Source organism: Vibrio halioticoli NBRC 102217 (assembly GCF_000496695.1).
GTDB lineage: Bacteria > Pseudomonadota > Gammaproteobacteria > Enterobacterales > Vibrionaceae > Vibrio > Vibrio halioticoli.
This window is the reverse complement of record NZ_BAUJ01000020.1, coordinates 1-13,838: the sequence shown is the minus strand read 5'-3', so window position 1 is coordinate 13,838 and position 13,838 is coordinate 1. Positions and strand designations below refer to the sequence as shown.

General features: G+C 43.9%; 11 protein-coding genes. 1 reads left to right on the top strand and 10 read right to left on the bottom strand.

The window, feature by feature from the left end:
• Positions 1-25 precede the first annotated feature (25 nt).
• The 8 genes from focA to guaB form a co-directional block, all read right to left on the bottom strand.
• On the bottom strand, positions 26-1,501 hold the full coding sequence (gene focA, locus VHA01S_RS07690) for a formate transporter FocA (RefSeq protein ID WP_023403793.1): 1,476 nt from the start codon (positions 1,499-1,501) through the stop codon (positions 26-28).
• A 233-nt stretch (positions 1,502-1,734) separates the two neighbouring features.
• Complete coding sequence (locus VHA01S_RS07685; RefSeq protein ID WP_023403792.1) at positions 1,735-2,346, bottom strand: CDP-alcohol phosphatidyltransferase family protein; 612 nt, start codon at positions 2,344-2,346, stop codon at positions 1,735-1,737.
• On the bottom strand, positions 2,336-2,986 hold the full coding sequence (locus tag VHA01S_RS07680; RefSeq protein ID WP_023403791.1) for an ATP-binding cassette domain-containing protein: 651 nt from the start codon (positions 2,984-2,986) through the stop codon (positions 2,336-2,338). The genes VHA01S_RS07685 and VHA01S_RS07680 overlap by 11 nt, the downstream gene beginning before the upstream one ends.
• Positions 2,983-4,677: an ABC transporter permease gene (locus VHA01S_RS07675; RefSeq protein WP_023403790.1), complete on the bottom strand. Its 1,695-nt coding sequence runs from the start codon at positions 4,675-4,677 to the stop codon at positions 2,983-2,985. The genes VHA01S_RS07680 and VHA01S_RS07675 overlap by 4 nt, the downstream gene beginning before the upstream one ends.
• A gap of 6 nt (positions 4,678-4,683) precedes the next feature.
• Positions 4,684-5,829 (bottom strand): ABC transporter substrate-binding protein, encoded by a 1,146-nt coding sequence (locus tag VHA01S_RS07670; protein WP_023403789.1) that lies wholly within the window; start codon positions 5,827-5,829, stop codon positions 4,684-4,686.
• Between the two features lie 259 nt (positions 5,830-6,088).
• Positions 6,089-6,610 (bottom strand): DUF2058 domain-containing protein, encoded by a 522-nt coding sequence (locus tag VHA01S_RS07665; RefSeq protein ID WP_023403788.1) that lies wholly within the window; start codon positions 6,608-6,610, stop codon positions 6,089-6,091.
• Between the two features lie 158 nt (positions 6,611-6,768).
• Positions 6,769-8,346, bottom strand: coding sequence for a glutamine-hydrolyzing GMP synthase (gene guaA, locus VHA01S_RS07660; protein ID WP_023403787.1), 1,578 nt, complete (start codon positions 8,344-8,346; stop codon positions 6,769-6,771).
• A 142-nt stretch (positions 8,347-8,488) separates the two neighbouring features.
• Entirely contained in the window at positions 8,489-9,952 is a 1,464-nt protein-coding gene (gene guaB, locus VHA01S_RS07655; RefSeq protein ID WP_023403786.1) for an IMP dehydrogenase, read from the bottom strand.
• A gap of 208 nt (positions 9,953-10,160) precedes the next feature.
• Here guaB and xseA point away from each other — a divergent pair, with 208 nt between their 5' ends.
• On the top strand, positions 10,161-11,510 hold the full coding sequence (xseA, locus tag VHA01S_RS07650) for an exodeoxyribonuclease VII large subunit (RefSeq protein ID WP_023403785.1): 1,350 nt from the start codon (positions 10,161-10,163) through the stop codon (positions 11,508-11,510).
• Between the two features lie 3 nt (positions 11,511-11,513).
• Here xseA and VHA01S_RS07645 read toward each other — a convergent pair whose 3' ends face one another.
• Both VHA01S_RS07645 and der read right to left on the bottom strand, forming a co-directional pair.
• Positions 11,514-11,741 (bottom strand): zinc ribbon domain-containing protein, encoded by a 228-nt coding sequence (locus VHA01S_RS07645; protein WP_023403784.1) that lies wholly within the window; start codon positions 11,739-11,741, stop codon positions 11,514-11,516.
• 454 nt (positions 11,742-12,195) lie between these two features.
• A complete protein-coding gene (gene der / locus VHA01S_RS07640; RefSeq protein WP_023403783.1) occupies positions 12,196-13,683 on the bottom strand; it encodes a ribosome biogenesis GTPase Der in 1,488 nt (495 codons plus the stop codon).
• Positions 13,684-13,838 lie beyond the last annotated feature (155 nt).

The following is a 13,838-nucleotide window of genomic DNA, read 5'->3' as shown; positions in this document are numbered from 1 at the left end:
CAGGCCCTAATGTCATCGCTCAGAATTAAGCGACTGACAGATCCTTCTTTTGTTGCGTTTGTGGCTGATTATAATTTGCCACCCACTGCGCAATCGCATCACGATTAAGCAGTCCAACATACTGACCATTAAAGACCACCGGATAAGCACTTGGCATTTTACTTGCCGCTTTTGCTAAACGCTCTTTAAATGACAGTACTTCTCCGCCCATGTAGAAACCTCCTTGGTTAACAGGGTAAAGCACATCTTGATCGACAATCATTGGCTCAAGAGCAGAAAGAATGCTTTGCTCTGGCGTCAAAGTGCAAACAGGTGATTGCATGTAGTCTTTAACCGGCATTTCTATCTCAGGGTCAAAATCTTGTCCCCACATTCCTCGAAGTAGATCTTGCTGTGAAATGAATCCCTGCACTTGATGATCTGCACTTAATACTGCAGCTCCTGCTTGCTCGTTATCGATTAATAGCTTAAGTGCAACTTGGCAGTTTAAGTCTTCTGCGAAAGTGATCTGGTTGTCAGAGGCTAGATCAGCAACTCGTAAACGTTTCATATGTTCTAACATGGCATGCTCCAATGAATTTAAAGATGAAAAATTGATGTCTGTGTTTTTTATCGGGTAAATTGACGCCGTTGAGCTTAGTTTTGGCTCTATGCTCCAATAAGCCAGCCCAACCAGAGCCGCTCCCCCGAAAATGTTCCCCAGAGTGACTGGGATTAGATTTGCAGTAATAAATTGTTTTATCGTTAACAGCTCTAGATGAATCCCGGCTGTTAGTGCTGTATTGAGCAGTTGCGTATCCGCGGTTGCCTTAATCGCAATTCCTAGTGGCACCATAAACATATTAGCAATGCTGTGCTCAAAGCCTGAGCTCACAAACATAGCAACAGGAAGCAGCACTAAAAACGCCTTTCCTGCACTCTCTTTGCTACTAAAGCTCATCCAAATACCAAGACATACCAATAGGTTACACATTACCCCTAACGAGAATGCTTGCCACCAAGAGTGCTCTAACTTATGAGTGGCAATGCTCAGTGCATTCAGCCCCCAATTACCATGATCAAGGATGTGCATTTTTGCCATCATAATGAAGGTAAGGGTGAGCATAGCGCCCACAAAGTTCCCCGCGTAAACACGAGCCCAGCAGAGCAATAACTGCTTTGTAGTGACCCTTTTTTGTGCCCAAGCGACAGAACTTAACACTGTGCTAGTAAAGAGCTCCCCACCGCAGATAACCACCAGCATTAAACCAAGACTAAAAGCCACACCACCGATAAAGCGGGTTAACCCCCAACCATTGTTATAAGAGCCCGTGGTCACTGTAATGTAGAAGACAAAGGCTAATGCGATAAACGCACCGGCAAATACCGCTAATACAAATGACTGCTTAAAAGGTTTAAGTACTTTTTTGTGCCCATAGTCCGCAGCTTGCATGGTTAGACTCGGCTTCGTCACTGACGAGCTGACATCAACCAATTCTGGGAATGGGCGTTTTATCGGCATAGTTTCCTCCTTCTCTGTCGGTAAATAACTAGGTGAATAACATCACCCGTTTAATTGAACGCTTTTCGTGAAAGCCCATTCAGATTAAGAGAGTCAGAGTGGAAATAATATCTAGTAGTTTTGAAGATCAGTGTTAGGAAAACTGATGGAGTGCATAAAGTTGCTTAAGCGTGCAGTATCACAAAGTAGAAAGAGTGCTGGGTTACGGTTTTTAAACTCAGTAACCCAACAAATTAAGAATCTTGTAAAGTATGAAAGCCAGAATAAATACGAGTCGCAGTAGTAAACCAACACAAACTGCCAAATACAAAAGCCAACTCAGCAAAATAGTGTGGGAATAAACACATAATAATGAAGCAAGCAATGGTTTCAGTGCCTTCGGTTAACCCACTCATGTAATACAAAGATTTATGTTTATAAACTGGGTTATCAATGCCGCGTTTGCCCGCCATAACCGCAAACGCTAAGAAGCTGCTTCCTGTGCCAATAAAAGAGAAGATCAAGAAGGCACCCGCAATACTATTGATATCAGGATTAGCGAGTACAAAGCCAAACGGCACTAAGGAGTAAAATAGAAAATCTAAACTGATATCTAAAAAACCGCCTGCGTCAGTAATGCCTTGTATCCGAGCTAATGCACCATCTAAGCCATCGCAAATACGATTTAGTACAATAAACAGCAATGCCATGTTGTACTGCTCTAGCATTAGCATAGGCAATGCCAAACAGCCTAATACAAAGCCAAAGACTGTGATTTGATTCGCGGTCACCCCAAAGTGATTAACAAGCTTAGCCCCTTGAGTTAAAGGCCATTTGATCACCTTGATGCTATAACTATCTAGCATGAGTACTCTCCCACGGCCAATTCAGTGTCACACTATCACTAGGAATGTCTTGTTCATCGTGGGTCACCATTAATGCGGGGATATTGGCACGCTTTAATTGCTCAAATACCCAATCGCGAAACTGTGCACGAAGTTGCTTATCAAGTTTACTGAATGGCTCATCCAATAATGCTACTTCTGGCTTCGCCAACAACATTCGGGTCAAACTTACCCTCGCCCTTTGGCCGCCAGAAATTTGCTCTGGGTACGAATCTGCCAACTGACTCAATGAGATTTGCTGCAACGCCTCAATAGCTTGCTGCTTTCTTTGCACACCTTTCACTGAATTAGGTAAAGCAAAAGCGAGGTTTTCCCAGATATTTAAGTGCGGAAACAACAGATCGTCTTGAAATAAGATCCCTACTTTGCGCTTATGTGCAGCAATAGAGTCCAAGCGGCGCTCGTTTAACCGCACTTCACCTTGATAGGTGAACTCAGAAGATAAATGCCCAGCAATAATATCCAACAACGTAGACTTTCCACATCCACTGGGTCCCATCAAAGAAACCACTTCACCAGAATCAATACTCATATTCAACTCAGCGAATAGCGTACTGCCATCTGATTTATGTACGGTAAGGTGTTTAAGATACAGACTCATTTGATCAAAGCCCCTTTATTTTGCTGCAAAGCTTTCGGTGGACGCAGACATCGGTTATGGAGTCGACTTCCCAATATTGCGATAAAGAAAAAAATCAGTGGTAACAATGCTTGCCACAACGCATATATGGCAGTCACGCGACGATCAAAGCCACTGGATAACGCTACGGCTTCAGTGGTTAAAGTAGAAATTCGCCCTGCCCCTAACACCAGCGTAGGCAGATATTGAGATAAGCTGACACTGATGGCCACCGCCCAAGCAAATAAAATAGCAGGAAGCATTAGAGGCAATTTCACTTTAACGAAAACACTAAATGGCGTTTTGCCAAGGCTCAGAGCGACTCGGGTCATAGCCTCATTGTAACTACGCCAAGGGCCATCTAATGACAAATAGACAAAAGGGAACGCAAAAAACAGGTGTGCCCAGCAGACCCATAACCAATGATTGTCGCCACCAATAAATAAGGTGGTCACTTGCAGGCCAAACAAAACCGAAAGTTGTGGAATAAGCATAGGTATCGCAATAATGTAGCCCGGTATTTGCCAGCGATATCGAATTCGATATTCATGAGCAATAAGCGCCAGTAGTACCGCGATAGTACCTGAAACCAAGGCTAAGCTTAGGCTTTGTTGTATGGTGCTGATAATGCCAGACCATTCGTACTCCCAAAATCTAAGGGAGTAGCGGCTAGGCAAAAGATCAGGAAAACGCCAGCGGTGTGCAACACTCCACAACATCATCAGGGGCAACATAACCCCTGTCAGAAAAAGCATTGAAGTAAACAAACTCTTTCCCGGTAATGACGTACCTTGCCGCCCTGACACTTGCCACGACCTTGCCCATTTACAGATAGTCCACTCAACCACTCTAGCAAACACCATAACCAAAGAGGCGATAATAAATAACACGATCGCCCCTGCCGATGCCCTCGGCAGTAATGAAAGATCAGGGTCGTTAAACCATTGCCATACTAATACCGCAAACGTAGGTGGATTGGTCGGCCCTACAATCAAAGCCACGTCCACCACCGACAAGCTATAAGCTAACACCGCTAACATGGGAAAACGCAGCTTAACCAGCCATTGAACAAAAATAGATTTCCACCACATCTGAGTGCGGTTGTAGCCCATTGATGCGGTGATTTTTTCTGTCTTTTCGATATTTAATTGCTTTAAGACGGGAATGCTCATTAATAGCAGAAAAGGCACTTCTTTAAAGGCCAGCATAATGACCAGCCCCAGTGCGTAAGGATCATGAATTAACAGGGCTAATTCATGCGCCGACGCTTGGTTTAAATCATGCCCAAATAGGCTATGCACCAAACGTACCCCTAACCCAGTAGGATCAAACAAAAAAGCAAAACCAATCGCAAACGCCACATGCGGAATAGACAACAATGGCGATAACGATAGCTCTATTTTTTGCCACCAGCGCGTGTTCCAACAGCGCTGTAGCACCGCAAAGCTGATCAAGCAGGCTAGATAACTGCTGACAATGGCAGAAAATAAAGTCAGAGCAATAGAGCGCCAAACACCATTCCAAGCAAAAACGTGCTCAAAACCAGTTAAAGAAATGGAACTCATACCTAAAGGAGGAATAAAGCTGAGTGACGATGAGACGACACCCAGCATGCCCGGTATTGTGGGCAATACGCACACTACTACAACTAGTGCGTAAAAAAATCGAAGCATATTAGATCATTGTCCGTAGCGCTTAAGCCATTCTTTTTCTAGCATAACTTGCCAACTTGGGTGAGGTTCATCAATAGCGTCAAATTTCTCAGAGTTTTGCGCGCTACCTTGCAAATATTGACGTTCTAGCACTGAGGGGTCGCCCCATACATCCAAGTCACCTTTGCGTGATTGCGCTTCTGGGCTTAATAAAAAGTTGATCGCCACTAAAGCACCTTCTGTAGCAGAAGCATTCCAAGGTATGGCTAAAAAGTGGATGTTAGACAAAGCGCCCCGGCTCATCGCATAGGGCTTAGTGCTAGGTTCAAGGTTGCCAGCTGCTTGTGCAGAATAGACCGCATTAGGATTAAAGGTCAGCGCAACGTCTAGCTGCCCATCATCTAATAAACGGATCATTTCAGCTGTGCCTGCGGGGAATTGTTTACCACTGCGCCACGCGAGCGGATGGAACTCATCGAGGTAGCTCCACAGCAATGGACTTAATCTCGCAAATTCTTCATCGGTGACAGGTTTAGATAAAGCAGGATCATTATCTGAAAGTTCAATCAATAACGCCTTTAAAAAACTTGAACCATGAAACTCTGGAGGCTTTGGGTAACTTAAGCGATTTGGATGCGCTTTGGCATATGTGAGCATTTGTGCAAATGATGCAGGCGGCGTGTTTAATTGCTTTTGATCGTAAATGAACACCAGTTGCCCGACTCCCCAAGGCGCTTCTAAGCCCTCGGTAGGTTCAGAAAAGTCCACAGTCACTGGCAAAGTTTTGTCGACGTATTTCCAGTTTGGCAAATTTTCAGTGAAAGGGCCAAACAACAGTTGGTTCTCTTTCATTGATTTGAAGTTTTCACCATTGATCCACACCAGATCAATACTGCCACCTTCACTCTTTCCTACGGCTTTTTCCGCAATAAGACGAGGGGTACTTTCCGCAATATCAGAGACTTTAACGTGCTTTAACGTCACAGCATAGCGCTGCTGAAGCTGTTTATTAGCCCACTGAATATAGCGGTTAATTTCCTGACTACCTCCCCATGCATGGAAGTAGACGGTTTGTCCTTGCGCGGTTTTCTCTATGCTATTCCAATCAAGTGTTTTCGCACCCACCCCAAACGTTGCACATAACGTAAGCATTGCCGTGAGTAATTTATTCATAATGATTTTCCGTTAGTTTCCTTGGCTCAAGCCTTTAACGATGACAGGTAATACGTAAGTAAATACCGATTTATCTCTTAGATATATTCACTAGACCTTACACAGACAGATTTTCTTTCCCTAATCCCGTCTAAGTGGTCAAATAATATCAATCACAGTCCGTCTGTGATCAATAGTGCATAGAAAAATGCCTTATTTGTGAGTTTGATATAAAAATGGGCAGCATTACGCTACCCAATTACTGATGATGTAAAATCAATTACCACATTAAATCATCTGGTACGACAAAGTCTTTGTACGGATCATCTTCATCTGGCGTTTCTTCTTCAGGCTTGATGGTTTCAACAATCGCTTCAGGCACTCGGGTAGCGATTTTTTCTGCCACAACCGTTGGAATCACCGCATAGCTTTCGCCGTCACGAGCAATGCTCAAAATACCTTTAATAAGCTGAGTACGATTTAACTCCTCAACATACAAAGATTTTACTAAAGTACCGTCAGTAAAGTTGTACTTGATCTCACCTTTTGAGGTATCGATGCGGTTCATATCAATCAACTGTTTAACTTGCGCTTTTAGCTCTTTAGCCAAACGTTGCTGCTCACGCTCTTGGTTGATCTTTTTGTCACGCTCTTGCTGAGCTAAACGGTTTTCTTCTGCAGCGGCCTTTGCTTCTCGTGACTGTACGCGAGACTTCTTAGCGCCTTTCTTGGCTTTCTTTAGCTTTTTCTCATTCACTAAGCCAGCTTTTAGCATTTGTTCTTGAAGGGTCAGTTTTGCCATTTCTAATACTTCTATTTACCGATTAATCTGATTGCGTTTATTTTCGCACGCCTACCGCTATATGTCCTAATTTTGCGTCACAATAAAAAAACCCGTAAGACTAAACTAGCTCACGGGTTTTTGTATCACTGATTATCTAAAACGAGAAAAGCGCAGGCTTATTCCCATTCGATAGTTGCAGGTGGTTTACCTGAAATATCGTAAACAACACGTGAAATACTGTCTACTTCGTTGATAATGCGGTTTGAAACCTTACCTAGGAAGTCGTATGGCAGATGTGCCCAATGCGCAGTCATAAAGTCGATGGTTTCTACAGCACGTAGCGATACAACCCAATCGTATTTACGGCCATCGCCCATTACACCAACTGAGCGTACTGGTAGGAATACTGTAAAGGCTTGCGATACTTTGTGGTAAAGATCGGCATTGTGCAGTTCTTCAATAAAGATAGCATCGGCGCGACGTAGCAAATCACAGTATTCTTTTTTGATTTCGCCAAGAACGCGAACACCTAGACCAGGACCTGGGAATGGGTGACGGTAAAGCATGTTGTATGGCAGACCTAGCTCTAGACCAATCTTACGCACTTCATCTTTAAACAGTTCACGCAATGGTTCAACTAAGCCCATTTCCATATCGTCAGGCAAACCGCCTACGTTATGGTGCGACTTAATCACGTGCGCTTTACCTGTTTTAGAAGCCGCAGATTCGATAACGTCAGGGTAGATAGTACCTTGCGCTAGCCATTTAGCATTTTTCAGCTTCTTCGATTCTTCATCAAATACGTCGACAAATACGTGACCGATAGTCTTACGTTTTTGTTCTGGATCCGATTGACCTTTCAGTGCGTCTAAGAAACGGTCTTCCGCTTCCACTTTGATGATGTTTAATCCGAAGTGATCGCCAAACATATCCATCACTTGCTCGCCTTCGTTCAAACGAAGCAGGCCGTTATCAACGAATACACAAGTCAGTTTGTCGCCGATAGCGCGGTGAACTAGCATAGCGACAACAGAAGAATCAACGCCGCCAGAAAGGCCTAGAATCACTTCATCATCGCCCACTTGCTCTTTAATACGAGCAATTGCATCATCGATTATGGATTGTGATGTCCACAATTTTTCACAACCACAGATGTTGATAACGAAGTTTTCTAACATACGTGCGCCTTGGCGAGTATGAGTTACTTCAGGGTGGAATTGAACACCGTAGTATTTCTTCTCTTCATTTGCCATCGCAGCAAACGGACAAGTTTCTGTTTCGGCAATCTTAGTAAAGTCAGAAGGAATTTCGACTACTTTATCACCGTGACTCATCCACACATCTAACAGTGCGTTGCCGTCTTCAGCAATAGCGTCTTCAATACCTTGGAATAGAGAGGATTCTTCAACAACTTTAACCTGTGCATAGCCGAACTCACGTTCGTTAGAACCTGCAACCTTGCCGCCAAGTTGTTCAGCCATTGTTTGCATGCCGTAACATACGCCCAATACAGGAACACCAGAATCAAAAACATATTGAGGAGCGCGAGGAGAGTTTGCTTCGGTTACACTTTCTGGACCACCAGAAAGGATGATGCCGTCAGGATTAAATTCACGGATATCCGCTTCTTCTACATCCCAGCTCCATAGCTCACAGTAAACACCAATTTCACGAACGCGACGCGCGACAAGTTGAGTGTACTGAGAACCAAAATCTAGGATCAAAATACGTTGGTCGTGGATATTCTTTGTCATTTAGAAATCTCAATAGTATTAGATGGATGGAGGCAAATGGCCTCCAAAACTTTAAATAATCTGTTACCCCTATAAATAGAGGTAGTTAGGTTTTTTTTGCTAAGTTGAATCCCTTGAACTCAAGGGATTTCGCGACGCAATATTAACCTAGGCGGTAGTTTGGAGCTTCCTTGGTGATCTGCACGTCGTGTACGTGTGATTCATTCAGACCAGCGCCAGAAATACGAACAAACTCAGCTTTAGTACGCATGTCTTCGATAGTTGCAGAGCCAGTTAGACCCATGCTAGAACGCAAACCGCCCATTTGTTGGTGAACGATTTCTTTTAGGCGACCTTTGTAAGCGATGCGACCTTCGATACCTTCAGGAACAAGTTTGTCCGCTGCATTATCTGTTTGGAAGTAACGGTCAGATGAGCCTTGAGACATAGCTGCAAGAGAACCCATACCACGGTAAGACTTGTATGAACGACCTTGGTAAAGAATAACTTCACCCGGTGCTTCTTCAGTACCTGCGAACATAGAACCAACCATCACACAAGATGCGCCAGCTACGATAGCTTTACAGATATCACCTGAGAAACGGATACCACCGTCAGCGATAACTGGAATATCAAATTCTGCAGCAACTTCAGCAGCATCTGCCACAGCAGTCACTTGAGGAACACCAACACCAGTAACGATACGAGTAGTACAGATTGAACCCGGGCCGATGCCCACTTTAACTGCACTAACACCGGCGTCGATTAGCGCACGAGCGCCTGCGCCAGTTGCTACGTTACCACCGATAATTTCTAGATCAGGGTAAGCAGCGCGAGTTTCACGAATGCGGTTTAGTACGCCTTCAGAGTGACCGTGAGAAGAGTCGATAAGTAGCACGTCAACGCCAGCTTCTACAAGCGCGGCGACACGTTCTTCGTTACCAGCACCTGCGCCAACTGCAGCGCCTACACGTAGACGGCCACGCTCATCTTTACAAGCGTTTGGTTTACGTTCTGCTTTATGGAAATCTTTTGCAGTGATCATGCCGCGTAGTTTGAACTCGTTGTTCACTACTAATACTTTCTCAACGCGAGCTTCGTGCATTTTCTCTTGAACTTCTTCAGGAGATGCACCTTCAGTTACTGTTGCTAGACGCTCTTTAGGAGTCATCACTTCAGACACTGTTTTGCTCATGTCAGTCACAAAGCGAATGTCACGACCAGTAATGATACCTACAAGCTCTTGGCTGTCAGTCACTACTGGGAAACCGGCAAAACCGTGTTTTTCAGTAAGCTTAAGCACTTGATCAATGGTTTGTTCTGGACGAACAGTGACAGGATCAGAAACGATGCCCGCTTCAAAGATTTTAACTTGGCGAACCATTTCGGCTTGCAAAGCAATAGGCATGTTTTTGTGAATAAAACCAATTCCGCCTTCTTGAGCTAATGCGATAGCTAAGCGAGCTTCTGTAACTGTATCCATAGATGCAGAAATCATTGGGATATTTAGATTGATATTCTTCGTCAAGCGGGTGCGAAGATCCGCTGTATTTGGGAGAACGGTGGAGTGAGCTGGAACCAGTAGGACGTCGTCGAAGGTCAGCGCTTCTTTGGCAATACGTAACATTTGCAATATCTCACAATAGAGGTGGTAAAGTAAGGAAACCAATCATTTATACGGGGTGTATAAAATAGTTGGAATTGATATTGCGGAGGGATTATACGCAGAGCGCAATCGTTTTGCTACTCATTTTTTGAAATTTAATTTGCCTTTTACCTATTGCTGTGTATTATATTGGAGCTATCTTCCATACCCATGTCTGAAGAGCGTCAATTTGCCCTCCCCGCAATCCAATAATATTTTTACTGTTTCACGCCTTAACGCTGAAGTGCGCTTACTCCTTGAAAATGAAATGGGAGTGGTTTGGCTTATCGGTGAAATTTCCAATTTTTCATCTCCAGTGTCTGGACATTGGTATCTGACTCTTAAAGATTCCCGCGCCCAAGTGAAGTGCGCCATGTTCCGTGGCAATAATCGTCGTGTGACTTTCCGCCCTGAAAACGGCAAGCAAGTTTTAGTCAAAGCGCGCTTATCACTGTATGAACCGCGCGGTGATTATCAGCTGATCATTGAATCTATGCAGCCTGAAGGCGATGGTCGCCTGCAACAGCAGTTTGAAGCGCTGAAAATGCAATTGGCCGCTGAAGGCCTGTTCGCACAGTCAAATAAACTGCCATTGCCAGAACACCCAAAATGCATTGGTATCGTCACCTCCTCTACTGGGGCTGCTTTACACGATATTTTACAAGTATTGAAAAGGCGCGACCCTAGCCTGCCGGTGATCATCTACCCAACTATGGTGCAAGGAGAAAGTGCTTCCATTAGCATTGCCCAGACGATTGGCCTAGCCAATGAGCGCAATGAATGTGATGTGTTGATTGTCGGTCGTGGTGGCGGTTCATTGGAAGATCTTTGGTGTTTTAACAACGAGATAGTGGCGCGAACCATTGCCTCTAGCCAAATTCCAATAATCAGTGCCGTGGGTCATGAAGTGGATGTGACAATTGCAGATTTTGTGGCAGATATGCGCGCCGCGACACCATCGGCCGCCGCTGAGCTAGTTAGCCGAGATCAGAGCTTTAAGTTGCAAGGTCTGCTTGCCAAGCAAAAGCAACTGATGAATGCGATGAATCGTTATCTGACACAGCAGCAACAACAAATCTTGATTCAAGAGCATCGATTAGACAAGCTGCACCCTAAACATCAATTGCAAAAACAAAGTCAGCAATTAGATGAAAAAGAGGCGCAATTAAAACGTGCAATGCTTGGACAAATTAGCGCGATAAAACAGCGTCTTTCTCGTTTGCAGATGCGCCTTGAAATGCATGCTCCTGCCAACAAAATTGCCAAGCAACAACAAAATCTAGTGTATTTAGAACAGCGACTAAATAAGGCTATTCAAAGCCAAGTTCGTCAAGATAGGCACCAGTTTGAGCTGTTAACAGAAAAACTAGACGCAGTAAGCCCTTTAGCGACTATGCGCCGTGGTTATTCTATCTCAAGCAAAAATAGTAAGGTTGTCACTCAATCATCGCAACTTAAACAAGGTGATACTTTAGTCACTCGTTTTGCCGATGGTGAAGTCACTTCAAGCGTAGAATCGGTCAAAGCGACACAATCTTAACGGTTATTCTGCTCGCTTAAACTCAACGCGAGCTCGAGACTTTGACTTGAGCTCGTTGCAAGCGGCATTACAAAAGTAACTGGCTGCGCCACACGCTTGCAGTTTTTCCAACTCCGCATCGCAATCAGGGCAAAAGGCTAACTTTTTATAATGCGTCTGACAGTCTGCACAGTAATATTGACCATCCCATTGCAGTTCTTGATTACACTCAGGGCAAATGTTGTGTGCCATTACTTGCTCTCCACTATTTGATGAATCTACCACCGTAGTCATTAGTTTATCATTCTAGCCAGTTAAAATAGCCTATAGTTTCAGATAGCTTACACGGGTAAAATGAGTTTGATTAAACAGTCATCAGTTTATGTTCATTGTTGCTTATTCTTCTATCAAAACCGCCACATTACAGCTTTAACATGATCTTTGTTTGATCTTATACTTTATTGCTCGTGATCAGCCTTCTACCGTAAAAAGAACATTTATATAACCACACACCGAAAGCATAAGTTACATATGCTGTTTTTCAATTTACAGAAGATTATTATTCTATTCCGTATGTTTTTAGTGGCATTTAAAGAATAAAATAAAAAGATCTCCTATATGGATTTTGTGTCATTGTTCCCTTTTTCGGGCAAAAAAAAGCCGCTTCGGCGATCGAAGCGGCTTTAAAAATGATAAAGCGTAACTGTTACTTTTTGCTACTGCGGCCTTTCAGCATTTGTGACAAACGTTTTTTCTTACGCTCTTGCGAGATTGTCATCTTGCTAGATTTACCCTCAAATGGGTTTTCACTGCTTTGGAACTGAATACGAATTGGTGTACCCATGATCTCTAAAGAGCGGCGGTAGTAGTTCATCAAGAAACGCTTGTATGACGCTGGAAGCTCGTTAACCTGATTACCGTGTATCACAACGATAGGTGGGTTATAACCGCCTGCGTGAGCGTATTTAAGCTTCACACGACGGCCTCTAACCAATGGTGGTTGGTGATCGTCGGTTGCCATTTTCATAATGCGAGTAAGTACCGAAGTACCCACACGGGTTGTCGCCGATTTATACGCTTCTTGTACAGATTCGAACAAGTTACCAACACCAGTACCATGCAATGCAGAGATAAAGTGGATACGCGCGAAATCAACGAAACCAAGACGACGATCAAGCTCTTTCTTAACGTGTTCTTTCACATCAGTATCAAGACCATCCCACTTATTCACAGCAATCACAATAGAACGACCAGCGTTCAATGCAAAACCAAGTAAGCTCAGATCTTGATCTGAAATATTTTCACGAGCATCGATAACCAATAATACTACGTTGGCATCTTCAACCGCTTTCAGCGTTTTTACCACTGAGAATTTTTCTACCGTTTCGTTAATACGACGACGACGACGAACACCCGCAGTATCAATCAATACGTATTCACGCTCATCCCTTTGCATTGGGATATAAATTGAATCGCGTGTCGTACCAGGCATATCGTAAACCACAACACGTTCTTCACCTAAAATACGGTTAGTCAGTGTCGATTTACCTACGTTTGGACGGCCGATAATCGCCAATTTGATAGGCTGATCTTGCAGACGCTTGAATTCTTCTTCTGCTTCTTCTTCGGTGTACTCTAGCTGTTCTTCTTCGTCTTCAAAGCCAGTAAGGTCTTCAATTTCGCCTTGTTCTTTTAACAGGGCTTCAACGAATGGATCTAAAGCGCGATCAATCAATGCCGTCACACCACGACCGTGCGCCGCTGCGATTTGATACATATCATCTACACCTAACTGCCAAAATTCAGCACTCGCAGCGTCAGCATCGATACCATCAACTTTGTTTACTACCAGCATCGCTGGCTTTTCAATCTTGCGTAGGTGTTTAGCAATCGCTTCATCAGCAACGGTTAAGCCTGCTCGGCCATCAACCATAAACAGAACCACATCAGCTTCGTCAATCGCCGCTAGCGACTGCTCTGCCATTTTGGTTTCCACACCTTCTTCTGTGCCATCGATACCGCCGGTATCAATAACGATAAACTCATGCTCGCCAAGCTTAGCTCGACCGTATTTTCTATCACGTGTCAGACCGGGAAAGTCTGCAACTAACGCATCTCTAGTACGAGTTAAGCGATTGAATAATGTGGATTTCCCTACGTTAGGACGCCCAACAAGCGCAACAACTGGAACCATAATGACCTCAAAGTAAAAGCGTTGTGTAGTTATACCAATCGTACTAAATAACTGATCATTCTAGCTTGTTAAAATGCTCGATAACGGCGTTAGAATTTTTGATTGTAGAATAACTACTTATCAAAAAATTCTGCCTTGTTCTCGAGCATTTTTCC

Excerpts from the sequence above, each read along its gene's own strand:
- VHA01S_RS07665 (WP_023403788.1), bottom strand. The coding sequence starts at position 6,610 with ATGGCAAAACTGACCCTTCAAGAACAAATGCTAAAAGCTGGCTTAGTG.
- guaB (WP_023403786.1), bottom strand. The coding sequence starts at position 9,952 with ATGTTACGTATTGCCAAAGAAGCGCTGACCTTCGACGACGTCCTACTG.
- VHA01S_RS07680 (WP_023403791.1), bottom strand. The coding sequence starts at position 2,986 with ATGAGTCTGTATCTTAAACACCTTACCGTACATAAATCAGATGGCAGT.
- VHA01S_RS07685 (WP_023403792.1), bottom strand. The coding sequence starts at position 2,346 with ATGCTAGATAGTTATAGCATCAAGGTGATCAAATGGCCTTTAACTCAA.
- VHA01S_RS07675 (WP_023403790.1), bottom strand. The coding sequence starts at position 4,677 with ATGCTTCGATTTTTTTACGCACTAGTTGTAGTAGTGTGCGTATTGCCC.
- focA (WP_023403793.1), bottom strand. The coding sequence starts at position 1,501 with ATGCCGATAAAACGCCCATTCCCAGAATTGGTTGATGTCAGCTCGTCA.
- VHA01S_RS07645 (WP_023403784.1), bottom strand. The coding sequence starts at position 11,741 with ATGGCACACAACATTTGCCCTGAGTGTAATCAAGAACTGCAATGGGAT.
- VHA01S_RS07670 (WP_023403789.1), bottom strand. The coding sequence starts at position 5,829 with ATGAATAAATTACTCACGGCAATGCTTACGTTATGTGCAACGTTTGGG.
- der (WP_023403783.1), bottom strand. The coding sequence starts at position 13,683 with ATGGTTCCAGTTGTTGCGCTTGTTGGGCGTCCTAACGTAGGGAAATCC.
- guaA (WP_023403787.1), bottom strand. The coding sequence starts at position 8,346 with ATGACAAAGAATATCCACGACCAACGTATTTTGATCCTAGATTTTGGT.